This is a genomic window from Leisingera sp. ANG49 (genome assembly GCF_059694505.1).
In genome coordinates this window covers 118,031-140,608 of sequence record NZ_JCATZN010000004.1, presented here as the reverse complement: position 1 = coordinate 140,608, position 22,578 = coordinate 118,031, and the positions used below count along the sequence as shown (strand labels likewise).

Genomic DNA, 22,578 nt, shown 5'->3' with positions numbered 1-22,578 from the left:
GGCAATCCTCAGAACGGCAGGACAACATCAAGCAGCTGCTGGCCGTAGCGGGGCTGCTGCACATCGGTAATCTGACCGCGGCCGCCATAGGACACCCGGGCAGAGGCAATCTTGTCATAGGTGATTTCGTTCTGGCGGCTGATATCTTGAGGCCGGACATAGCCAGTGACCAGAAGCTCGCGCAGTTCGAAATTCACACGCAGCTCCTGGGTGCCGCTGATCGCCAGCACCCCGTTTGGCAGCACGTCGACAACCGTTGCCGCGACTCGCAGCTCCAGTTTTTCACTGCGCTTGACAGAACCCTTGCCGCCGGAAGCGCTGGAGCTGCCAATTTCAACGGCATCCGCTGACGAGGCGCCTTCCGGAAGCTTCCGGTCCAGCCGTTGCGGAAGGCCCAGCAGTTGCGGCATGTTCAGGCTTTCGGAGCCCGAGCGCGACCGCTGGGTGTCATTCGAAATTTCCGCTTCCTCATCGATTTCGATCACAACTGTCAGGATATCGCCGCGCTTGATGGCACGGCGGTCGCCGAGCAAAGACTGCTGAGAGCCGCTCCACAGAGAGGAACCATCGACGGTGCGCCGGGTCTGGGTCTGTGCCGGCAGCCCTTGGTAGAGCATGGCAACATGCTCAGGCGTTTCATTGGCCGGCGTGAAGGAAGGCGCCTTACCTAGGTGATCCATCCGGCCGCAGGCCCCCAGCAGGGCCAGTCCGAACAGCAGCGGTTTGACGGGTGACAATTTCTTAGACATCAGTTTACCTCTACGGAGCCGTCTTCGGTGATCCGGCCGGTGACGGTGGTGCGTGAAGACAGGTTCATGACCCGGACGGGCTCGCCGGCGGCGCCGCGGCCCAGGGCGCGGCCTTCTGCGGCGATGGTCAGGCCGCCCTGGCGGAAGATCAAAGTCACCAGGTCATTGCGTTCAACAATTGCCGGCGGGCCGATATCGCCTGGGCGCAAGGGCCGGCCTGCATAAAGTGCCACGCGCGCTTCCTTGCCGATCACCTCGGAAGGATCTGACAGCGCGCCAAGGATTTCTCCCTTTTTCAGAGCCAGATCTTCTGCGTTCACAATCGCTTTTGCGCGGATTGTGCGCAGCGGAACCAGGTACTCCGCCCAGGCGGGCGGGGCACAGAGCGCGGCGGCGGTCAGGCAGGCAAGGGCAAGTTTCATCAGCGCACCTGTGTGGTTGCGCTCATCATCTGGTCGACAGCTGAGATGACCTTGGCATTCATTTCATAGCCGCGCTGGGCTTCGATAAGTTCGGTGACTTCACGCACTGCATCAACTGAGCTGGCCTCCAGATAGCCCTGGCGGAAAGTGCCCAGCCCATCCTCGCCCGCTGTGGAAACGGCAGCGGTGCCGGAGGCTTCGGTTTCGGTGAACAGGTTGCTTCCAATTGCCTCAAGCCCTTTGGGGTTGGTGAAGCTTGCCAGGGAAAGCTGACCCAGGAGCTGGCCTTCGGTGGTCTCGCTGAAATAGCCGTAGACTTCACCTTCGGCATTGATCGAGATGCTGGTGGCATCGTCAGGGATGGTGATTTCGGGAGAAACCGCAAACCCGTCGGAGGTCACGATCAACCCCTCTGCCGTGCGTTTCAGCGCACCGTCGCGGGTATAAGCGCTCTGACCGGAGGGCAGGGTCACTTCCAGGTAACCCTTGCCGTCGATCGCGACATCCAGATCGTTGTTGGTCTGCTGCAGCGCGCCTTGCGCAAGGTGAACCGATACCGCAGCCGGGCGGACGCCAAGGCCCACTTGCACGCCAGTGGGCAGCACCGTGCCATCCGAGGCGTTCACCGATCCGGCCCGGGAAATCTGCTGATAGTGCAGGTCGGCAAATTCGGCGCGCCGCGCGTTGTAGGCGGTGGTGTTCATGTTCGCGAGGTTGTTGGAGATGGTCTCCACCCGCAGCTGCTGGGCGCTCATGCCGGTCGCGGCGATCTTCAGGGCACGCATCTGGATTCTCCTAGGTCTTGATCAAGTTCTTGATGGCATTGCGGATGCGCTCGTCTTCCGATTGCAGGAAGCTCTGGCCCATTTCATAGGCGCGCTGCACTTCGATCATCCGGGTCACTTCGGATATCGCGTTCACGTTGGAGCCTTCGAGGAAGCCTTGCAGGACCTTCGAGTCGAAAGACTCTTCGATTTCCCCGTCGACGCGGAACATCACCCCGTCTTCGCGGACCAGTGTGTGGCTCTCCATTGGCTTGAACAATCCCAGCTGTCCCAGCAGCCGTCCGTTAGCGCTTATGGACCCGTCTGCACCTACTTCGATCTTGCCGGCATCCGGCGGCACGAAGACCGGTGCGCGGCCAGCGTCCAGCACCCGGTAGCCATCCATTGTGACAAGATCGCCGGCCGCGTTGGGGGAGAAAGCACCAGAGCGGGTCAGGCGCTCGCCCTGAGGCGTTTCGACCATGAAAAAACCATCGCCCTCTACGGCGAAATCGAAGGATCCGCCGGTTTTGGTGAGCTGTCCCTGCTCCATGGAGGTGTTGAAGATGTTAGCACGCGACATCGACAGAGACTGCTGCCCCGGGGAGGACTGCACGAACTCCGAGAAAATCAGCCCCTCCTGGCGGTAGCCGGTGGTAGCGGAGTTGGCGATGTTGTTTGCGATGACACGCATTTCGCGCATCAGCCCCGACTGGCGGGAAAGCGTGGCGTAGCCTGCCGTTTCCATTACGCGCCTCCAGCAATCATCGGAACGACGTGGCCATTGAAAAAGGCCACCAGCGTTTGTGTCATGAAGCCCATGGTCATCCAGAACACGACTATGATCGCTGCCAGCTTGGGCACGAAGGTCAGGGTCATTTCCTGCACCGAGGTCAGCGCCTGGAAGAGGCCGATGGAGAGGCCGACGACCAAGGCGACAATCAGGATCGGAGTCGACATGGTGACCGCGGCCCACATGGCTTGGCGCAGGGTGTCATAGAAAAGGCTTTCGCTCATCATGGCTCAGACCGGCATCCTCAAGATTTCCTGGTAGGCCTCGACCACCTTGTTGCGCACGGTGACGGCGGTCTCGACCGCAAGTTCTGTCTGCGCGAGCGCCTGCACCAGGGCATGCGGGTCCGCTTGTGAGGTCATTGCCTGCACAGACACCTGCTCGCTGCCCTGAAGGGTTGCTGCGAAGCTCTCGAAGCTTTCTTTCAGACGTGCGCCTGCCCCCGCGCCAACGGCGTCATGATTGGGGTCGGCTTTGGTGGCGGGCCGGGCGGCGGCATAGCCGCTGGCGGCGGAAAGGCTGCGAATATCCATTCTGGATCTCCAGTTTTTTCGGTTAACGTCTCAAAAGGTCCATCAGAGAGGCTGACATCGAGCGGGTCTGCTCGAACATCTTCAGGTTGGCCTCGTAGCTGCGCTGTGCTTCGCGGGCGTCGGCGATCTCGATCATCAGATCGACATTCGAGCCCTCATAATGCCCGCTTTCATCCGCCAGCGGATGGGAGGGGTCATAGACCTCCTCCAGGTCCCGCCGGTCCAGGGTGACCTTGCCGGTGCGCACATGCTCCACGTCCGTTTGCAGCTCGCGCACGGCTTCAAACGGCACGGTTTTGCGGCGGTAGCCCGGGGTGTCGGCGTTGGAAATGTTCTCGGACACGTGCCGCAGCCGCGAAGCCTGGGCCTTGAGGCCGCTGGCAGTGACGGAAAGGGCCCTGGAAAATTCACTCATCGCTCATCCTCCTCAGTTTTTGCCCAAGCTGGTGCGCAGGATGTTCATGGAGGATTTGTAGATCGCCATGGCGCGCTTGTGCTGGCGTGCAACCTCAACCCCTTTCAACAGTTCGGTTTCGACCGAAACCGAATTGTCATTGGGGTCGCTGCCTGCGTCTGTGGAGGTGACCGCCCAGTCCATGCCGTTGCCTGCAGTGCCGTTCAAATGGCTGCCGCGGGACGCGATCATGCTGGCCGGACGGGCGCCGGCGGCAAAAACTTCTTTGAAGGGTTTGATGTCTTTGGCGTGGTACCCCGGCGTATCGGCATTGGCGATATTCTGGGAAACCAGTGCCTGGCGTTTGCCGGCATGGGTCGCCATAGAATAGGCGATTCTGAATACGTTCAATTCTGTGAACACCAGGGCTTCTCCCTTGATCGATTTCAATCAAGGCTTAACCCCGATTCCTTTAGAAATTGTTTTCAGGACACCAAGGGAGGCCGCTGCGATGAAAGCAGAGATGCAAGCACTGACCCGTCAAATTGCCGGCAAGCGCCTGATAACCCAGGTAGGCAGGGTGACAGGGATCTCGGGCGGGGAAATCGAAATCAGCGGTCTGGCAGCGGCGGCGCGTATCGGCGACAGGCTGGTGTTGCGCCGCGGTCCGCAGGATGCGTTGCATGGCGAAGTTCTGAAGATAAATGGAAGCAATATCAGTATGCTGCCTGATCGGGCGCCGGATGGGGCTGCGATCGGGGACCCGGTTCTGCTGCACCCGTCACCTGAGTTCTCCCCCAGCGACCATTGGATCGGTCGGCTTATCGACCCCTTCGGGGAACCGCTGGATGGCCGTCCGCTGCTTCCGGGCAATGCACCGCGCGACCTGATGGCACCGCCGCCCAAGGCTGCAGGCCGCCGCTCCATGGGGGAACGCCTGGCCACGGGCCAAGCGGTTCTGAATACGATTCTCCCGATTGTTCAGGGGCAGCGGGTTGGCCTTTTTGCAGGTTCCGGGGTCGGGAAATCCTCGCTTCTGGCGAAACTGGCCAAAAGCATGGAAGCGGATGTGGTGGTGATGGCCCTGATCGGCGAGCGCGGGCGCGAAGTGAATCACTTTGTCGAACAGGTTCTGGGTCCTGAAGGCATGCGCCGTGCTGTTGTGGTGGCCGCGACGTCCGACCAGTCCGCACTGGTGCGCCGCCGCTGTGCCTGGGCGGCAATGACGGTGGCGGAGCACTTCCGCGACCAAGGCAAGAACGTGCTCTTTCTGGCCGACTCGGTCACCCGATTTGCCGAGGCGCACCGGGAAATTTCCGCGGCCTCCGGCGAGGCGCCGGCGCTGCGCGGCTACCCGCCTTCAGTCACTCCGCTGATTACCGGCCTTTGTGAACGGGCAGGGCCAGGCGGCAAAGGGCAGGGCGACATTACAGCCGTATTCAGTGTTCTTGTCGCCGGGTCGGATATGGATGAACCGATTGCGGATATTCTGCGCGGTGTTCTGGATGGGCATATTGTGTTGAACCGCGAAATTGCCGAGCGCGGGCGGTTTCCGGCGATCGACGTCTCACGTTCGGTGTCGCGCAGCCTGCCCGCCGCTGCCACCGCTGACGAAAACGAGGCGATTAAGGATGTTCGAAAGTATCTCGGCGCCTACGAACAGTCGGAGGTGATGATCCGGGCCGGGCTATATGCAGAAGGCAATGATGCCGTGCTGGATCAGGCAGTTAAACTGTGGCCGGAATTGGATGCATTCTTTGGCCGCGAGGATCCGGAAGGAATCACCAGCAGTTTCAACCGTCTTTTGCTGCTGCTGCGCCGCGCAAAGGCTGGCCGCTGAGATTTAGCCGGCCGGATGCAGATCAGCCCCTGTGGCCACTGACCGCGGGGGCTGGCGAAACTGCAAGTTTTTGATGTCCAGCCGCGGGGGCTGATTGCCTGGATTGTTATCCGGGTGTAAGCGGCCGATCCGAGCGGATCGGCCGGTCAAAGTGGCCTGCACCTAACCGGTCAACTCTGATCGCCGTTCTATCGCTCGCGGAGTTGCTCCAGCTGTGGTGCAATCAGCAACTGGCAGGCCTCAGCTCTTCCGTGAGTGCACTTTTAGCTGTGCAGAAAATCGAGCAGCGCATGTCTGGCAGTTGCTGAGATGAAGTTCGAAACCGAAAATGCGTTCCCGGCCAGGAACTGAAATTTGCTCCGGCTATCTTTGGCAAAATCAGCCGCGCTTGCCTGATGGTGGAAACTGCCGGGGAGCTGCAGCTGATTGGGGATCACGAGCTGACAGCCTGTCGCTGAAACCCGGGGGAAGACACGGCCCGCCGGCTTTGTTCCAGAGGCCTTAGCGGTCCGAGCAGAGCATGTGGCGCCCCGGCTACAGACAGCTGATCAGCTGGTCTGACACTTTCCTGAATGTTTTTCCAAGAAGGCATCCTTGCACGGAGGGGCGGCGTGCGAACGCGAGGCTAACCAATGGTGGCGTTTGGATGCCGGCTGAGTGCAAAAAGGTATTCTGGCGGCGCCCCATTCGGAAAGGGCAGTACGATCGCTGTTTTCAGGAGGCGTACGGTATTTTCAGCCCGCTCTGGCCTCGGCAGGCCAGGCGGGCAAATGATCAGGACGGCCGTACGGCAAACAGCCGGTCTTCGCGCGGCAGCAATGTGCGCAGCGCTTTCAGGCAACGGTAATGGTTGTTGCTGATCAGGGCATCGGTTGCCTCAGCAATGGATGACCGGCTGTCCGGGTCAGTGAAGACCTGGCTCAGTTCCTCGATCCGGCGCAGCATCGGCAGGCGTTCTTCCTCGGGATCTGCATCACCCGACAGGATCAGCTGCGCTGCATAGCACACGCGGCGCACCGGCGTATTGGCTTCCTCCGGATGAATTGCGTCGCGCAAACGCAGGATGTTGGCGTCCGGTGTGACAATGGACAGGCGGCTGCGGCGGTCGCCGTTTTCAATAACCGCGCCATTCACAAGGACACGCTCCTTGGGGGCAAGTTTCAGGACAAGTCCGCTCATATCAGGATGCTCCGCTGCGGAGGCCACGCATGATGGCCGTGTTGATTTCCACCAACGGCCGGACATCGGCCTTGCGCTGAAGCACTTTGGTGGTGTGTTGTCTCGTGAATTCTCCCAGTTCGAACAGGTTCTGCTTGAGATCATCCGGCAGGGGATTGCCTTTCGAAGCGATGTCGACGGTGAAAATGGACCAGAGCTTCCGGTTGTCATTCAGGGCTGTTGCGAGTTCATTGAACCCATCGCGGCCTTTTTGCGTTGCCGTGATCATCCTGCGGGTGATGCGGGCAATCACTTCATACTCGAAATTCTTTGCTGTCCGGGTCGGGGTCTTTGCCGCCGAATAGGCACTCTTCGCCTTCAGAAGGGCATTCACGTGTTTTCCTAACGTATTGTTCTTCAGGTTCTCTGAGAAGGGAAGACCGGGGCGCCATCAGCGCCCCGGATCAGGCTGTTAGCGGAACAGCTGCTGCAGGGTCTGCGGCGCCTGGTTTGCGATCGAGAGCGATTGCACGGCCAGCTGCTGCTGGGTCTGCAATGCCTTCAGCCGGGCCGACGCTTCTTCCATGTTGGTGTCGGTCATGGTGCTGACACCGGATTTCAGCGAGTCGGTCAGTTTCGACACAAAGTCGTTCTGGTCGGACAGGCGGTTGCTGTCGGCACCCAGCTGCGCGGCGCTGTCGACAGCGAAGGTCAGCATCTCTTCGATATCGGCCAGAACGGTGGCCGCATTGGTCGAGTCCAGCGCGGTGATGTTGGAAGTATCCAGCGATGCACCAGTGTCGATCGCCGAAACAGTGATCACATCGCTCGATGCGCTGAGGCCGCCCAGGACGTCCAGTTGCGAGGTTACCGCGGTATCCAGCAGGTTGGCGCCATTGAAGCTGGCCGAGTCGATGATCGATTCGATCTGCTCTTTCTTCTTTTCCAGGTCAGACTCGATCTTGGCGTGGTCAACGTTCTGCGAAACGCCGGCAACCGCCAGTTCACGCATCTCCTTCAGGGTTTCAACGATCTGCTCCATACCGGAGGAGGCGACAGCCACGGTTGCTTCGCCGAAGTTCAGGGCATCGCCCACCGCTTCGTAAGCCTGGATGTCGGATTCCATGGTCTTGGAGATGGCCCAGACAGCGGAGTTGTCTTTCGCCATGCCGACCTCTTTACCGGTCGAGATCTGGTTTTGGGTTTCTTCCAGATTGTTGTTCACGGACTTCAGGGTTTGCAGAGCAACCATTGCGCCGTTGTTGGTCAGAATGCTGGTCATAGCTTTTTCCTTTAGCTGCGGGGCGCTTTGGCCCCTGAATTACTTGCCCCTCCGGGGCGCTGTGTGACGTCTTTCTGACTGTGCGTTCCACCGTCCGGTTTCCGCGCCACCCTTCATCAGGTGCAAGGCGACTTTGGCGCAGGAGTTGCTAAGGGAGTGCTAATGACCGGATTTGGATTCTTAGAATTTTTCCCAAATTGCTTTCACGCCCGCTTTTCCAGCTTGGCGCCGCTGCGGGTGCCGTAGCGGGTTCTGCGCCCGGACTGGTCATAGACGTCCAACCCTTTGCGGATTCGGCGCAATTCGGCCATCCTTGCAGCCACTGACCGGATTCCTTCCATGGCGCTGTCCAGAAGATCCTGGTTGCGGGACAGCTTGGTCTGCACCTGTTCCAGTGACTCGCGTTCCAGCTCGGATACGGAGTTCAGGTTGCCGATGGTTTTCTCTTTTTTGGCCAGCAGATCTTCCAGCTTGCCGAGGTCGCCTGCCATCAGGGCAGAGCGTTCTTGGTCAAGGATATGGTCCAACTCATCAATGAGCAGCTGCGGTTCCGGGTTACTCACCTTGGGTCTCCTTCAATGCGTGGTAAAGTGATTCGGCCAGGCCGATGCCGCCGGAGCGGGCGATCTGGTTGGCTTGTTCTCGGATGAGAAAACTGGAGAATTGCTCTTCGCCGGCACCGCCGCCGAAAGCCTCACTGGATTCGCCTAGGCCGGCCGATTTCAGCATTTCCGCAAGAAAAGAGGCTTCCAGCTCAATCGCGGCCTCGCGCAACGGGTCGCTGCTTGCGGGCCGCACCGGGGTGGCTGCAGACGCGGTCTGAAGCGGGATTGGCAAAATATCTGACATGTCCGGTTCTCCGGTTGGTTCTCGAATTCCATCGATTTTCGGAGACTGCGCTGTAACCGGTTAAAATTGCCGTAACCGCTTTGGGCTAAGCCTGTCCGGGTCGAGATAGAATGTCTGGAACAGAAAATGATGATGAATCCGATCCTTGGTATTGAGCCTGCTGCTGGTGGAAAGGCACCGGCTAATCCTGCGCAGGTGTCAAATAAATCAAACAATTCCAATGAGTTTTCGGATTACGTGGCCGCCGAAGAAGGGCGTGGGGCAGTGCCCCGGTATGCTGCGTCAGCGACCGGCGAATCCGCAGCATCTGAAGCAGAAGCAGGGGATTCGGGGCGTCCTTCAAAGAGTGCAGGCGAGAGCGAAAACGCATCCGGTGAGGGCGGCACTACTGTAGAGACCGCATTGCCTGAAGGTGAAGCTGAGACGGAAGCCGACACGTCTGCGCTGGTTCAGCTTGCGGCTGAAGTCAGGGATTCCGGCGATACCGGATCAGAAGCCGAAGCACAGGTGGAGGCTGGGGTCGAAGTCCAGATGGAGGCTGCGGAAAAAGCACAGACGGAAACCCGAGGTGACGGTGCAAGCGACCGCGCCGAGCAAGCGGCTGACGGCGCTGATGCAATTAACGGCGGGCGCATCAAAAGTTCAGCAGATGCCAGAGAGCAGGAGAGACCTTCCCAGACTGCGGCACTGCCTGGCAGCGAGGGGCGGACCGCAGCACAAAATGCAGCTTTGGACGGCGGCAACCTGGCGGCGGAAGGCGGCTCCTCCAGGGACAGCCTGCCGAGTGGCGCGCCGAAAGAAACCTTAGCCTCCGGAGCTGCCGTCGGTCAGGCAGCCGACCCCGCGGGCAGCAACGATCAACACCCGGCAGGGCATCCGGCGCGAACTGAAGGGGACGCTGTTTCAGGTAAAACGGCAGCAACGCGGGAAACCGCAGATGCCATCAGGCAGGTCGCAGAAGCTGGCGGCCGTTCCAGGATGGCGAACGCAGGGCAAGCGGCTCCAGGTGCCAAAGATAGCGTGTCAGCAAATCAGAACATGGAAAGTTCCGAAGCGAGTAAAGCTGTTTTCAGTTCTCCAAATGACAAGGCAGTCGAGCAATTGGCTGCCCGGCAGCCTGAAAGCGTCGCACGCGCCGTTGCGGCTGGCGCGCAAGGCACAGTTCAGGCACTTGCAACAGGACTACCGGTGTCGCGGGATACGACTCGTAAAGCGGAACTCGGTCCCGTTAGCCTGAAGATTTCGGAGGATGCTCCGGCCGAAGCCCCTGCTGCGGAAAAATCTGGTTCAGGTGTGTTCCAGGCCGGGGATATTCGAACCGCAGCAGCGGCCAAGACAGCACAGCAGGCCGCGGTGATGTTTCAGCCTCTGCTGGCGGGTGGTCTGACAGAAGCAGCCGGAGAGGCTGACCTGCCGTTTCAGATTTTTGGCCTGTCCGGTGAAGCCCCGGGGCTGAGCCAGCTTTTAGCCGAAGCTTCTTTCGGCACACAGACGGCGCACCGGCCGGAAATGCCGCGGCTGATCGCGGCCCAGATTGCAGAAGCTTTTGCAGCCAAGGGTGAACATAAGGTCGAGGTGAGCCTGAACCCGCAGGAACTGGGGCAGGTCAAAATGCGCGTGGTGACCAGCGAAACCGGCATCACGATGATCATTCAGACAGAGCGCCCTGAGACCGGAGACCTGATGCGCCGTCATATCAATGAACTGGCCGAGGAGTTCCGCCGTATGGGCTACGAGGACATCTCGTTCGAGTTCAGCGGCGGTCAGACCGGCAGCGGCTCTGAGGATGGAGCTGAGGACGGATCCGGACAGGTTGGCGGCATGGCGAAATCGCAGCCCGGCCCCGAGACTGCCGGGGAACAAGCAACAAAGAATCTCCGGCTCGGAACCGCCGGCGTGGATATGAGGGTCTGATTACATGACAACAGCAGTTACTTCCGCGGCCAGCCCCGCGGCACAATCCAACCCGCTGCCGGCGGCCTCTCAGCAAACTTCCGGGCTGTCGTCGGACTTCGAGACTTTCGTGAAAATGCTGACGGCGCAGGCGACAAATCAGGATCCTCTGGAGCCCCTTGATTCGACCGAATATGCGGCGCAGCTTGCGCAGTTCTCGATGGTAGAGCAGCAGACTAAAAGCAACACGCTGCTGGAAGGGCTGCAATCGCAGCTGGGCCTGGCCAATATGGCAGCTCTGTCGGGCTGGGTTGGGATGGAGGCGCGGGCTGTTGCACCGGGTTATTTCGACGGAAGCAATACGGTCACCATTGCACCTAACCCGGCCGCTGCCGCGGATTCGGTGACATTGGTTGTGAAGAACGCAAACGGCACCGAAGTGCAGCGCGTTTCTTTGCCGGTCTCGGCTGAGCCCTATGAGTGGAACGGGCTGGATGATGACGGCAATCCTCTGGAGGCGGGTGAATACACCTTTGCCGTAGAGAGCCGGAAAGGCGACGACCTGCTGCTGCAGGATTACGCAGAAGTCTACTTCAAGGTGAACGAGACCCGGATGCAGGGCGGTGACGTGGGGCTGATTACCGAGGGTGGCTCGGTGGTTCTGGCCTCGTCGGTCAGCGCGCTGCGCGACCCAGCGGGCTAGTCCGGCTGTTTCCGCAGGCTCAAAAACTGTCTAAGAACAGGGCGGCATGACACCGGAGACCACCCTGCAACAGCTGCCTGACCAGTTCGAAGTCCGCTTCTTTGCGCATTTGTCCGCTACCGGGCTGCATGTGCCCGCCCCCCGGCGTCTGGCCGGCGGGCGGTCAAATCACGTTTGGCGGGCGGGCGGGCTGGTGATCAAGCTCTACGCCGAAGATGGGGCCAACCCGCTGTTTGCCAATGACCCGGCGCGGGAAGGCGCGACCCTGGCGGCGTTGTCTGGTACCGGCATGGTGCCGCCGCTGGTGCAGACTGGAACTTTCGAGGGCCGGAAGTGGCTGGGCTATGCCCATGTCAACGGCAGCCCCTGGCAGGAAGACACCGGTCATGTGGCGCGGCTTCTGGGGCGTCTGCATGATGTCGCGCCGCCGCCCGGGCTTCCGGGTGGTGTGAACGGCAGTGCGGCACTTGAGGAGCAGACCTTGGAGATTCTGCGGAATTGCAAGGGCAGCGGGCATTTGGCTGCCCTGCGCCCTTTGGGCCGGGTTCCCCCGTTGCTCCAGCCGCTGCTCATCCATGGCGATCCAGTGCCTGGCAACCTTCTGGCGCATGACGGCACCCTGACACTGATCGATTGGCAATGCCCGCAGATTGGCGACCCTGCAGAGGACCTGTCGCTGTTCCTTTCGCCAGCGATGCAACTGATGTACCGGGGCGCGCCGCTGACTAAGGCGGAAGAAGACAGTTTTCTACAGGCCTATCCTGACCCGCGGATTGCAGGCCGGACCCTGGCGCTGAAGCCCTGGTTCCACTGGCGTATGGCAGCTTATTGCCTGTGGCGGGCCGAACGGGGCGGGGAAAAGGACCTGCAAGCCTTTGAATTGGAGTGTGAGGCGCTTCAGTCCATCAGGCCCAAAACCGCATAGGCCGGCGGCATCAGCACCCTGCGGGCGCTGCCAAAGGGAAAGCGTGGCATTTTTTGCACGACGGGGGAATAAGGCAGCTCTGGATTTCGCCCTTGCACCAGATCGCTGAGGATCCGCCCGGCAAAACTGCCCATTGCGACGCCGTTGCCGTGATAGCACAGCCCGGCGTACATTCCGGGCCGATCCGGTACTGCCCCTATAAAGGGCACTAAGTTGCGCGACAGGCAGACCATGCCGGACCAGCAATGGGTGGTTTCCACATTCCGCCATTCCGGGAACATGGCTTCGAAATCCTGCCGCAGCTTGCGCCGGATGCCGGCCTCGGCCCGGGGCGAGGCCAGCAGCCCGCCGCGCATGCCAAACAGGAAGCGCCGGTCCGGCATCAGACGGAAATAGTGCAGCAGATTGCGGGTATCATAGGCCATCTGATGCGAAAACCAGCCCTGCGCCTGCAGGTCGTTTTCCGTCAGGGGGCGGGTCACCATGACGGTGGATTGCGCGGGCATGTAGCGTCCCGCCAGCCATCCCGGCAGGTCTTCCGAGGAATAGCCATTAGTGGCAATGACAACCTTGGATGCCCGCAAGATCCCTTTGTTAGTCTCTATTTCATAGTCGGCGCCCGTCCGCGTTACAGAAAGCGCCGGGCTGTTCTGGAACAGTGCGGCTCCTGCATTCCGCGCCGCCGAAGCCAGGCCAAACAAGTATTTGCGCGGGTTCAGCGCAAAGCCCGAAGGTGTGGTCAATGCGGCATGGAAATCGCCGTTCAGCCCATGTTCCGCAAGCTGGCCGCGGGATAGGAACTCCGGCGCTTCGCCAGCCTTTTGCATTTCCGCTGCCTGTGCGGACAGTTGGCGCGCAGCATTTTTGCTGTGCGCCAACTGCGTTTCTCCGCGCGAGTGGGTGTCGGCCTCGATGCCATGCGTCCCCAGCAGTTCCTGCACAAGGTCCACCGCCGCTTCTTCGCTGGCGGCATAGGCATCAGCGGCGGGTTTGCCGAAGAACCTGCGCATTGCGCTGCCCGAGAGTTTAGAGCCGCCCAGGCAGCAAAATCCGCCGTTTCGTCCGGATGCGCCCCAGCCGGGTGTTTCCGCTTCCAGCAATGCAACGGAAACACCGCTTTCGGCCAGGTGCAGGGCTGCTGAAACGCCGGTGAAGCCGCCGCCGATGATCGCAACATCGGCAGCAGTCTCTCGGTCAAATTCCGGCCAGTCCGGTGCTGCTATGGTCTCGTCCCACCAGCAGTTGCTACGAGGGCCGGGACCATAGGCGTAGCCGGAGAAAATTCTGCGCATCAGGTGCGCACCGCAGCCTGCTCCTCGCGCTTCTGGCGGGCCACCTGATGTTTGGTCACCAGCGAGGCGGTGATGACGCCCACGGTGACGATCGAGATCATGATCGTCGACAGCGCGTTGATTTCCGGGCTGACGCCCAGGCGCACGGCCGAGAAGATCTTGATCGGCAGGGTGGTGGCCGAGGGGCCGGAGGTGAAGGATGCAATCACCAGGTCATCGAGCGACAGGGTAAAGGCCAGGAGCCAGCCGGAAATCACCGCGGGCGCAATGATCGGCAGGGTCACCAGCCGGAACGCCTCAGACGCGGAACAGCCCAGATCCAGCGCGGCTTCCTCCAGCGAGCGGTCAAAGGTCACCAGCCGGGACGACACCACCACCGAGACATAACACATGGAGAACGTGGTATGCGCCAGCACAATAGTGAACACGCCGCGATCCAGGCCGATGCCGATGAACAAGAGGAGCAGCGACAGGCCGGTGATCACCTCAGGCATCACCAGCGGCGCATAGATCATGCCGGAAAACAGTGTCCGCCCCATGAACCGCCCGCCGCGCACCAGCACATAGGCGGCGATGGTGCCCAGCACGGTCGCCATGGTGGAGGAGAACACGGCCACCTTGATGGTCACCCAGGCGGCATTCAGGAACGCCTCGTTCTGCAGCAGTTCGCCGTACCACTTGGTCGAAAACCCCGCCCAGACGGTGACCAGCTTGCTTTCGTTGAAGCTGAAGATCACCAAGATTACCATCGGGATGTATAGGAAGGCAAAGCCGAGGGTCAAAGATACGGCGTTAAACCAGCTCATACGGTTCATTGCTCTGCCTCCTGCTGTTTCTGCTGGTTGCGCTGGAACAGCACGATCGGGATCACCAGGAGCAGCAGCAGAACCACCGCCACCGCGGATGCTACCGGCCAGTCGCGGTTGGAGAAGAACTCCTCCCACAGCACCTTGCCGATCATCAGCGTGTCGGATCCGCCCAGCAGCGACGGGATCACGAATTCACCGAGCACGGGGATGAAGACCAGGAAGCTGCCGGCAATGATGCCGGTCTTGGACAGCGGCACGGTTACCAGCCAAAAGGCCGTCAGGCGCGAGCACCCAAGGTCCTCGGCAGCCTCGATCAGCGAGCCGTCCAGCCGTTCCAGTGCCGAATAGACCGGCAGGATCATGAACGGCAGGTAGGTGTAGACGATGCCGATATAGACTGCGGAATTGGTGTTGAGGATGGTCAGCGGCTCGGAGATCACCCCGATCCACATCAGGAATTGGTTGAGAAAGCCCTCGTTCGACAGGATCCCCATCCACGCATAAACGCGGATCAGGAAAGAGGTCCAGAACGGCAGGATCACCAGCATCATCAGGGTCGGGCGCCATTCTTCCGGCGCGCGCGCCATACCGTAGGCAATCGGATAGCCGGCCAGCAGGGTGAAGAAGGTCGAGATGACCGCGATTTTCACGGAGCTGAGATAGGCCTTCCAGTACAGGTCATCCTCGGTCAGCCAGACGAAGTTCTCGAAGTCCAATTCCGCAACAAAGGCAGCGATCCCTTCGGCCCAGTCGAATTGCGGGAAATAGGGCGGGCGGGCAATCGCCGCGTCCGACAAGGAGATCTTCAAAACAATGGCAAAGGGCACCAGGAACAGTGCCAGAAGCCAGACATAGGGGATGGCAATCAGGACAAAGCGGCGCATCAGTCTGCCAGCAGAACGCCTGCCGTGGCGGTCCAGGACAGCCAGACAGTGTCTTCCCAAGTGAAGGCCCGGCGGGCGATGCGGCGGGTGTTGGCGGTCTGTGCCTTGATCACCGCACCAGTGGGCAGCTCTACGTGGTAGGTGGAAATATTGCCGAGGTAGGCTATATCCAGAACGCGGCCCTGAACGGCATTGTCCGCGTCTGCCGGTTTTTCGGCGCTGATCGAGACCTTCTCGGGCCGGATTGCCAAATGGCATTTTTGCCCTTCGGAGAATGCAACTGGCGATTTCACCGTCAGGGGCGCGTGGCCTTCGTGCCAGGACATGGCGTAAGCTTCGCTGCCATTGAGCTTGGCGGTGCCTTCGATCAGGTTCACGTCGCCGATGAAATCCGCCACATATACGGAATTCGGGTTTTCATAGATCCGGTCTGGCGTCGCCACCTGGATGATTTTGCCGTGATCCATCACCGCGACCCGTGAAGCCACGGTCATCGCCTCTTCCTGATCGTGGGTCACAATCACAAAGGTGGTGCCGGTTTTCTCCTGAATGTCCATCAGTTCGAACTGAGTGTCCTGGCGCAGTTTCTTGTCCAGCGCACCCAGCGGTTCGTCGAGCAGCAGCAACTTCGGGTGTTTCGCGAGCGAACGGGCCAGGGCGACGCGCTGGCGCTGGCCGCCGGAAATCTGGTGCGGCTTGCGGCGGGCGAACTTCTCCAACCGGGTCAGCCGCAGCATCTCCTCAACGCGGTCGTTGATGTCGTGCTTGGGCATCTTTTCGCGCTTCAGGCCAAAGGCGATGTTTTCCCAGATCGAAAGATGCGGGAACAGCGCGTAGGACTGGAACATCATGTTCACGGCGCGTTTGTTCGGAGGTACGGGGGCAATGTCCTGCCCGGCTAGGAATATCTTGCCTTCTGTCGGGGTTTCGAACCCGGCCAGCATCCGCATTAGCGTGGTCTTTCCGCAGCCTGACGGGCCCAGGAGCGCGTAAAACTCCCGCTCGAAGATGTCGATGGTCAGGTTGTCGATGGCAGTGAATTCGCCATAGCGCTTAGTGACGTTCTGAAAGTGGATCAGGGGCTTTGCCTCAGGATCGTTCCAGGGTTCGAATACGGAAGCAGTCAAGCCGGGCCTCTTCTGCGAAGTGTCGCGGGGATGTTTTTGATGGCCGCGCGTGGAGAACCCAGGCGCGTTGGGAGGAGCGGGGCGGCATTGCGCCCCGCAAGTCAGGCACGGCTGATCAGGTGCCGGACTTGATCTTGGTCCACATGCGGGTGGCCTTGCGCTGCACTTTCGGCGGGTAGCCTTCCTTGATGTACAGGTTCTTGACGGTCTCGTCGTTGGGATAGATTGCGGGATCGCCGATCACATCCTCTTCCAGGAACTCCTGGCTCGCCTTGTTGCCGTTGGCATAATAGACGTAGTTGGACGCAGCCGCCATGTTCTGCGCATCCATGATGAAGTTCAGGAACTTGTGGGCGCCCTCCGGGTTCGGGGCATCGACAGGAATGGTCATCTGGTCGAACCACATCAGCGCGCCTTCCTTGGGCGCGTTGTATTCGATCTCGACGTCGTTGCCCGCTTCGGCCGCACGGTCGCGCGCCTGCAGAATGTCACCGGACCAGCCGAAGGCCACGCAAATATCGCCATTGGCCAGGGCGTTGATATATTCGGAGCTGTGGAACTTGGTGATGTAGGGGCGCACGCCCATCAGCACCGGCTCAGCCTTTTGAACAACATCGGCATCCATGCTGTTGGGGTCTTCACCGATGTATTTGAGCGCGGCGGGAATCATCTCATCGGGAGCGTCCAGGAAGTGCACGCCGCAACTCGCGAGCTTTTCCATGTTTTCCGGGTTGAACACCAGTTCCAGCGAGTCGATCGGGGCATCCTCACCCAGAACTTCCGTCACCTTGGCTACGTTCACACCGATGCCGGTGGTGCCCCACATGTAGTTGATGGAGTATTCATTGCCGGGGTCATACTTCGCGGTGCGCTCCTCGATCGCGTTCCACATATTCCCTTTGTTCGGCAGCTTCGACGGGTCCAGCTTCTGGAAGGCGCCGGCCTGGATCTGGCGCGCCATGAAGGAGCCGGTCGGCACCACCACATCATAGCCCGAGCCGCCTGCCAGCATCTTGGTCTCCAGAACCTCGTTGCTGTCGAAGACGTCATAGATCAGGTCGATGCCGGTTTCTTTCTCGAACTTCTCCAGCAGGCCTTCGTCGATATAGTCCGACCAGTTGTAGACGCGCACCTCTTCTGCCGAGGCGGCGGCTGCCGTGCCAAGGGCAACGACGGCAGTCATGGTCATCGTTTTAAGTGTCATGAAATTCTCCCTGTGCATGCCGGCTTCCAGGTCCGGCTGTAAATGGATTTGATCAAGTTTTGCCGCGTTCGGCAATACTCTTTATGTTTTCACTTGGCTCAGGATGGTGCAAGCTGGCCAAAATCGAGGAGGAAACCCCCAGGTGACAGAGACCACTTCGCCCCCCGCAGCGGCGCAGGAAAACCCGGCGAAACTGCCCGCGCATGAGATCGTTTACCAGAAGCTGAGGGCGCAGATTCTGTTCGGCGAACTGGTGCCCGGGCAGGCGGTGACAATCCAAGGTCTGGTCGAAACGCTGGAGGCCGGCATGACGCCGGTGCGCGAGGCGATCCGGCGGCTGATTTCCGATGGAGCGCTGATGTTCCAGGGCAACCGGCGGGTGTCGGTGCCGCTATTGGGGCCGCAGGACCTGGAGGAGCTTATTTTTGCAAGAAAAACAATTGAGTGCGAACTTGCTCGCCGGGCAACGATGCAGATTGGCACAGCGGATATCGAGGAGCTTGTGACCATAGACAACGCGTTGGACAAGGCGATCGCCACCGGTGATGTCGCTGGCTATCTGGTGCAGAACTACAGCTTCCACACAGCACTTTACTCCCACGCCAAAGCGCCGATTCTGAGCGACATTGCCGACCGTCTGTGGCTACGCTTCGGCCCCTCTCTGAGGGTGGTCAGCGGTCGGCTTGGCACCCAGAGCTTTCCGGACCGGCACAAGGACATCCTCGATGCGCTGCGGCGGCAGGATCCGGAAATGGCCGCTTTGGCGATGGAGCGGGACGTTTTTGAGGGCATGGAGCATGTGGTTCAGGGTCTGCGGGCCGCTAACTGATTCGATTGACACCTGAGAATTTGATCATATTCTGGTGCCAATCAGTTATTCTCAGGAGCGAGTCTCATGACCGTGATCACCAACCACATGCCGACGGCCGAGCTGCAGGCGCTGGACGCCGCCCACCACATGCATCCGTTCACCGCCAATGGCGAGCTGTCGCAGAAGGGCGCGCGCATCATCACCCGCGCCGATGGCGTGCATCTGACCGACAGCGAAGGGCATCAGATCCTTGATGCGATGGCGGGCCTGTGGTGCGTCAACATTGGCTACGGCCGTGAGGAACTGGCCGAAGTGGCCGCCCGCCAGATGCGCGAACTGCCCTACTACAATACCTTCTTCCAGACGACACATGTGCCGGCCATCGCGCTGGCTGCCAAGATCGCCAAGTTGGCGCCGGGCGACCTGAACAATGTGTTCTTTGCCGGTTCCGGTTCCGAGGCCAATGACACCAACATCCGCATGGTGCGCCATTACTGGGCGCTGAAGGGCAAGCCGTCGAAATCCGTCATTATCAGCCGAAAGAATGCCTATCATGGCTCCTCTGTCGGCAGCGGTTCTTTGGGCGGCATGAGCGGCATGCACGCCCAGGGCGGCATGCCGATCCCGGATATCCACCATATCAACCAGCCGAACTGGTGGGCCGAAGGCGGCGACATGCCGCCGGAGGACTTCGGCCTGCAGCGCGCGCGCGAGCTGGAAGAGGCGATCCTGGAGCTGGGCGAGGACCGCGTGGCGGCCTTCATCGCCGAGCCGGTGCAGGGTGCCGGCGGCGTGATCGTGGCGCCGGACAGCTACTGGCCGGAAATCCAGCGCATCTGCGACAAGTATGAAATCCTGCTGATCGCGGATGAGGTGATCTGCGGTTTCGGGCGCACCGGCAACTGGTTCGGCAGCGAAACCCTGAACATCCGCCCCGACATCATGACCATCGCCAAGGGCCTCAGCTCCGGCTACGCGCCGATCGGTGGCTCTATTGTCAGCGATGAGATTGCTTCGGTGATCGCAAGCGACGAGTTCAACCACGGCTACACCTACTCCGGCCACCCGGTGGCCGCAGCGGTAGCGCTGGAAAATCTGCGCATCCTGGAAGAGGAAAACATCCTGGGCCATGTGCGCGACGTGGCGGCCCCGTATCTGAAAAAGAAATGGGAGGCGCTGATTGATCACCCGCTGGTGGGCGAGGCCAAGATCGTCGGCATGATGGGCTCGATTGCGCTGACCCCGAACAAAGAAACTCGCGCCGCGTTTGAATCTGATGCAGGCACCGTCGGCTACATTTGCCGCGAGCGCTGTTTTGCCAACAATCTGGTCATGCGCCATGTCGGCGACCGGATGATCATTTCGCCGCCGCTGGTGATCACGCCGGAGCAGATCGACGTGCTAATCGAACGTGCCGTGAAGTCGCTGGATGAGTGCTATACGGACCTGAAAAAACAGGACCTTCTGCACAGCGCTTGATGCCATTTCCCTGCCCTACAACAGGGCGACTCAGCAAGGCCCGGCAATATTATTGCCGGGCTTTTTCTCTTCGGTTCTGAGAGTGAAAGAGTCGGTTTTTGACCGGGAATTCGCATTCCAGGGCGCAAAATGTCAGAGGGGCGTCGCAAAACGTCCGATCACGGGACGCAGAACGGGACTAGGGTTCCGCTAGGGTATTCTATTTCGCTGGATGAAGTCCGAAGTATGAATTTCGTAAGCTCAACGGTGAAAGAATATTTTTTTCATATCTAGCGCTTGATAGCGTTGGTGTGATTAACTTCAAATAAGTGCAGAGCAAATCTGCCGGAATGACAAACTACGGGGAGCCTGCTTTGGCTGATGCGTCAAACGTTGATGCGTTCGTTGAATTCGAACGTGTCCAAAAGAGCTATGATGGCGAAAATCTCGTTGTCAAAGATCTCAACCTCACCATGCCCAAAGGTGAATTTCTGACCATGCTTGGCCCGTCAGGGTCCGGGAAAACCACCTGTCTGATGATGCTGGCTGGTTTTGAAACCGCGACCCATGGCGACATCCGTTTGGACGGGACATCGATCAACAACATTCCGCCGCACAAGCGCGGCATTGGCATGGTGTTCCAGAACTACGCGCTGTTTCCGCACATGACGATTGCGGAAAACCTCTCCTTCCCGCTGGAAGTCCGCAAGATGGGCAAGTCCGAGCGCGAGGAAAAGGTGAAGCGGGCGCTGGACATGGTGGAAATGGGCGCCTTCGGCGGCCGCCGCCCGGCGCAGCTTTCGGGCGGCCAGCAGCAGCGGATCGCCTTGGCCCGCGCGCTGGTGTTCGAACCCGAGCTGGTTCTGATGGACGAACCGCTCGGTGCGCTCGACAAGCAGCTGCGCGAGAAGATGCAGTTCGAGATCACCCATCTGGCCCACCGTCTGGGGATCACCGTGGTTTATGTGACCCACGACCAGACCGAGGCGCTGACTATGTCGGACCGCGTTGCGGTGTTTGACGACGGTCGCATCCAGCAGATCGCGCCGCCGGACCAGCTGTATGAAAGCCCGGAAAACAGTTTCGTGGCCCAGTTCATCGGCGAAAACAACACGCTCGAAGGCACCGTCAAGGAAATCAACAACGGCATCGCGCTGGTGCAGCTGGACGATGGCGAGCTGATCGACTGCAAGCCGGTGAACGTGTCCCGGCCAGGCGAGCGCACCCGCGTTTCCATCCGCCCGGAACGGGTGGAATACAACAAGGAACGCCTTCGTGAAGGCGTGCATACTCTCAAGGCGGAAGTGCTGGAGTTCATCTATATGGGCGACATCTTCCGCACCCGTCTGCGGGTGGCCGGCAATGATGAGTTCATCATCAAGACCCGGAACGCCCCGGACCAGGTCCGTCTTCAGCCCGGTCAGCAGATCGAAATCGGCTGGCTGCCGGAAGACTGCCGCGCGCTGGACGCCTGATCCGCGCGCGCCGAACCCCCGGCAGAATAACGACCGGGGGGAATCTCACATCTGTGAATTTCAACAAGGAGAGACTCTCTATGAAACTCAGCAAACTGTCTGCACTGGCGATGTCCACCGCCCTTTGCGCCCCTTCGGCTTTTGCCGAAGAAATGGCCAATGAGCTGACCCTGGTCTCCTGGGGCGGTGCCTACCAGGCCAGCCAGCAGAAGGCCTATGTGGAGCCCTACCTGGCCGCAAACCCCGGCGTTAAGGTGATCTGGGATGAAAGCTCGGCCGAAGCCGTAGCCAAGATCCGTGCCATGAACGAAGCCGGCAACGTGACCTGGGACTTGGTCGATGCCGTGGCTTCCGACTCGATGCGCCTTTGCGACGAAGGCCTGGCAGAAGAAATCAACCATGACGAAGACCTGGCTGCCGCACCCGATGGCACCCCGGCTTCCGAAGACTTCGGCGATCTGATCGTCAGCGACTGCTTTGTGCCGCAGATCGTCTACTCGACCACCTTCGGCTACCGTACCGATCTGATCGACAAGCCGGACACTGTCTGCGCGATCTTCGATACAGAGAAGTATCCGGGCAAGCGCTCGCTGCAGAAGCGCCCGATCGATAACATGGAATGGGCGCTGTACTGCGACGGCGTGGCCAAAGATGAAATCTATGACGTGCTAAGCACCGACGAAGGTGTCGATCAAGCGCTGGCCAAGCTCGACACCATCAAGGACCAGGTGGTCTGGTGGACCGCCGGCGCGGAAACCCCGCAGCTGCTGGCCGACGGCGAAGTCGTGATGGGCTCTACCTTCAACGGCCGCCTGTTCTCCGCTATTGCCGAGCAAGGCCAGCCGATCGGCATGCTTTGGGACATGCAGTCGTTTGACCTCGACGGCTGGGTTGTTCCGGCAGGTCTGCCTGCGGACCGTAAGGCGCGCGTGATGGACTTCCTCAAGTTTGCAACCGATACCCAGCGTCTGGCCGACCAGGCCGCGTACATCTCCTACGGCCCGGCCCGCGCTTCCTCGGCGCCGCTGGTTGGCAAGCACGCCGAACTGGGCATCGACATGGCGCCGCACATGCCGACCGACCCGGCGAACTCCGCCAACGTCCACGTCTATGACTACGAATGGTGGGCAGACAACCGCGATGACCTGAACGCCAAGTTCCAGGCATGGCTGGCCAAGTAATCTGACCCTTCCAAGATTGCAGGGGGCCTGCT

Annotated in this window: 26 protein-coding genes; 8 read left to right on the top strand and 18 right to left on the bottom strand. The window is 60.3% G+C overall.

Features of this window, described 5'->3' with window-relative positions; translation table 11 throughout:
• Positions 1–8 precede the first annotated feature (8 nt).
• From flgH to AC58NV_RS14520, 8 genes are read right to left on the bottom strand one after another with little or no spacing between them, the layout of a single operon-like run.
• Complete coding sequence (gene flgH, locus AC58NV_RS14555) at positions 9–749, bottom strand: flagellar basal body L-ring protein FlgH (RefSeq protein ID WP_497227767.1); 741 nt, start codon at positions 747–749, stop codon at positions 9–11.
• On the bottom strand, positions 749–1,171 hold the full coding sequence (gene flgA, locus AC58NV_RS14550) for a flagellar basal body P-ring formation chaperone FlgA (protein ID WP_497227766.1): 423 nt from the start codon (positions 1,169–1,171) through the stop codon (positions 749–751). The genes flgH and flgA overlap by 1 nt, the downstream gene beginning before the upstream one ends.
• Complete coding sequence (gene flgG, locus AC58NV_RS14545; protein WP_366660206.1) at positions 1,171–1,956, bottom strand: flagellar basal-body rod protein FlgG; 786 nt, start codon at positions 1,954–1,956, stop codon at positions 1,171–1,173. The genes flgA and flgG overlap by 1 nt, the downstream gene beginning before the upstream one ends.
• A gap of 10 nt (positions 1,957–1,966) precedes the next feature.
• Complete coding sequence (locus AC58NV_RS14540; protein ID WP_497227765.1) at positions 1,967–2,683, bottom strand: flagellar hook-basal body complex protein; 717 nt, start codon at positions 2,681–2,683, stop codon at positions 1,967–1,969.
• Positions 2,683–2,955 carry a flagellar biosynthetic protein FliQ gene (locus tag AC58NV_RS14535; protein ID WP_366660204.1) on the bottom strand — a complete coding sequence of 91 codons (273 nt, stop codon included), beginning with the start codon at positions 2,953–2,955 and terminating at the stop codon, positions 2,683–2,685. Before AC58NV_RS14535 ends, AC58NV_RS14540 begins: the two co-directional genes overlap by 1 nt.
• A 3-nt stretch (positions 2,956–2,958) precedes the next feature.
• Positions 2,959–3,261 carry a flagellar hook-basal body complex protein FliE gene (gene fliE / locus AC58NV_RS14530; protein ID WP_497227764.1) on the bottom strand — a complete coding sequence of 101 codons (303 nt, stop codon included), beginning with the start codon at positions 3,259–3,261 and terminating at the stop codon, positions 2,959–2,961.
• A gap of 22 nt (positions 3,262–3,283) precedes the next feature.
• A complete protein-coding gene (flgC, locus tag AC58NV_RS14525) occupies positions 3,284–3,676 on the bottom strand; it encodes a flagellar basal body rod protein FlgC (protein ID WP_019295215.1) in 393 nt (130 codons plus the stop codon).
• A 12-nt stretch (positions 3,677–3,688) separates the two neighbouring features.
• Complete coding sequence (locus AC58NV_RS14520; protein WP_497227763.1) at positions 3,689–4,078, bottom strand: FlgB family protein; 390 nt, start codon at positions 4,076–4,078, stop codon at positions 3,689–3,691.
• A gap of 88 nt (positions 4,079–4,166) precedes the next feature.
• On the opposite strand from AC58NV_RS14520, the gene AC58NV_RS14515 reads away from it, so the two are divergent.
• Positions 4,167–5,495 (top strand): FliI/YscN family ATPase, encoded by a 1,329-nt coding sequence (locus AC58NV_RS14515; protein ID WP_497227762.1) that lies wholly within the window; start codon positions 4,167–4,169, stop codon positions 5,493–5,495.
• A 774-nt stretch (positions 5,496–6,269) separates the two neighbouring features.
• Here the strand turns inward: AC58NV_RS14515 and flbT are convergent.
• From flbT to AC58NV_RS14490, 5 genes are all read right to left on the bottom strand, one after another.
• A complete protein-coding gene (flbT, locus tag AC58NV_RS14510) occupies positions 6,270–6,674 on the bottom strand; it encodes a flagellar biosynthesis repressor FlbT (protein WP_019295212.1) in 405 nt (134 codons plus the stop codon).
• Position 6,675: 1 nt separating this feature from the next.
• Complete coding sequence (gene flaF / locus AC58NV_RS14505) at positions 6,676–7,047, bottom strand: flagellar biosynthesis regulator FlaF (RefSeq protein WP_260016816.1); 372 nt, start codon at positions 7,045–7,047, stop codon at positions 6,676–6,678.
• A 78-nt stretch (positions 7,048–7,125) separates the two neighbouring features.
• Positions 7,126–7,935 (bottom strand): flagellin N-terminal helical domain-containing protein, encoded by an 810-nt coding sequence (locus tag AC58NV_RS14500; protein ID WP_497227761.1) that lies wholly within the window; start codon positions 7,933–7,935, stop codon positions 7,126–7,128.
• Positions 7,936–8,138: 203 nt separating this feature from the next.
• The gene (locus AC58NV_RS14495) at positions 8,139–8,498 is read right to left on the bottom strand and encodes a flagellar biosynthesis protein FlgN (RefSeq protein WP_497227760.1); all 360 of its coding nucleotides are present in this window, start codon (positions 8,496–8,498) and stop codon (positions 8,139–8,141) included.
• A complete protein-coding gene (locus AC58NV_RS14490) occupies positions 8,491–8,784 on the bottom strand; it encodes a rod-binding protein (protein ID WP_497227759.1) in 294 nt (97 codons plus the stop codon). Before AC58NV_RS14490 ends, AC58NV_RS14495 begins: the two co-directional genes overlap by 8 nt.
• 126 nt (positions 8,785–8,910) lie before the next feature.
• Between AC58NV_RS14490 and fliK the strand changes: the two genes are divergently transcribed.
• From fliK to AC58NV_RS14475, 3 genes are read left to right on the top strand one after another with little or no spacing between them, the layout of a single operon-like run.
• Entirely contained in the window at positions 8,911–10,698 is a 1,788-nt protein-coding gene (gene fliK, locus AC58NV_RS14485) for a flagellar hook-length control protein FliK (RefSeq protein WP_497227758.1), read from the top strand.
• Between the two features lie 4 nt (positions 10,699–10,702).
• Entirely contained in the window at positions 10,703–11,380 is a 678-nt protein-coding gene (locus AC58NV_RS14480; protein WP_497227757.1) for a FlgD immunoglobulin-like domain containing protein, read from the top strand.
• Positions 11,381–11,426: 46 nt separating this feature from the next.
• The gene (locus tag AC58NV_RS14475; RefSeq protein ID WP_497227756.1) at positions 11,427–12,305 is read left to right on the top strand and encodes a phosphotransferase family protein; all 879 of its coding nucleotides are present in this window, start codon (positions 11,427–11,429) and stop codon (positions 12,303–12,305) included.
• Here the strand turns inward: AC58NV_RS14475 and AC58NV_RS14470 are convergent.
• The 5 genes from AC58NV_RS14470 to AC58NV_RS14450 all read right to left on the bottom strand — a co-directional run bounded on the left by AC58NV_RS14470 (position 12,278) and on the right by AC58NV_RS14450 (position 17,621).
• Positions 12,278–13,597: an NAD(P)/FAD-dependent oxidoreductase gene (locus tag AC58NV_RS14470; RefSeq protein WP_497227755.1), complete on the bottom strand. Its 1,320-nt coding sequence runs from the start codon at positions 13,595–13,597 to the stop codon at positions 12,278–12,280. The two genes, AC58NV_RS14475 and AC58NV_RS14470, sit on opposite strands and share 28 nt — an antisense overlap.
• On the bottom strand, positions 13,597–14,412 hold the full coding sequence (locus AC58NV_RS14465) for an ABC transporter permease (protein WP_222477088.1): 816 nt from the start codon (positions 14,410–14,412) through the stop codon (positions 13,597–13,599). Before AC58NV_RS14465 ends, AC58NV_RS14470 begins: the two co-directional genes overlap by 1 nt.
• Positions 14,409–15,290, bottom strand: a complete 882-nt coding sequence (locus AC58NV_RS14460; RefSeq protein ID WP_497227754.1) for an ABC transporter permease subunit — start codon at positions 15,288–15,290, stop codon at positions 14,409–14,411. The genes AC58NV_RS14465 and AC58NV_RS14460 overlap by 4 nt, the downstream gene beginning before the upstream one ends.
• Entirely contained in the window at positions 15,290–16,417 is a 1,128-nt protein-coding gene (locus AC58NV_RS14455; RefSeq protein WP_497227753.1) for an ABC transporter ATP-binding protein, read from the bottom strand. Before AC58NV_RS14455 ends, AC58NV_RS14460 begins: the two co-directional genes overlap by 1 nt.
• A gap of 115 nt (positions 16,418–16,532) precedes the next feature.
• The gene (locus tag AC58NV_RS14450) at positions 16,533–17,621 is read right to left on the bottom strand and encodes a polyamine ABC transporter substrate-binding protein (protein ID WP_497227752.1); all 1,089 of its coding nucleotides are present in this window, start codon (positions 17,619–17,621) and stop codon (positions 16,533–16,535) included.
• A 142-nt stretch (positions 17,622–17,763) separates the two neighbouring features.
• On the opposite strand from AC58NV_RS14450, the gene AC58NV_RS14445 reads away from it, so the two are divergent.
• The 4 genes from AC58NV_RS14445 to AC58NV_RS14430 all read left to right on the top strand — a co-directional run bounded on the left by AC58NV_RS14445 (position 17,764) and on the right by AC58NV_RS14430 (position 22,546).
• The gene (locus tag AC58NV_RS14445; RefSeq protein WP_497227751.1) at positions 17,764–18,450 is read left to right on the top strand and encodes a GntR family transcriptional regulator; all 687 of its coding nucleotides are present in this window, start codon (positions 17,764–17,766) and stop codon (positions 18,448–18,450) included.
• A gap of 66 nt (positions 18,451–18,516) precedes the next feature.
• On the top strand, positions 18,517–19,911 hold the full coding sequence (locus AC58NV_RS14440) for an aspartate aminotransferase family protein (protein WP_497227750.1): 1,395 nt from the start codon (positions 18,517–18,519) through the stop codon (positions 19,909–19,911).
• Positions 19,912–20,264: 353 nt separating this feature from the next.
• Positions 20,265–21,365, top strand: coding sequence for an ABC transporter ATP-binding protein (locus AC58NV_RS14435; protein WP_497228150.1), 1,101 nt, complete (start codon positions 20,265–20,267; stop codon positions 21,363–21,365).
• 80 nt (positions 21,366–21,445) lie between these two features.
• The gene (locus AC58NV_RS14430) at positions 21,446–22,546 is read left to right on the top strand and encodes an extracellular solute-binding protein (protein WP_497227749.1); all 1,101 of its coding nucleotides are present in this window, start codon (positions 21,446–21,448) and stop codon (positions 22,544–22,546) included.
• The last annotated feature ends 32 nt before the right edge of the window (positions 22,547–22,578 follow it).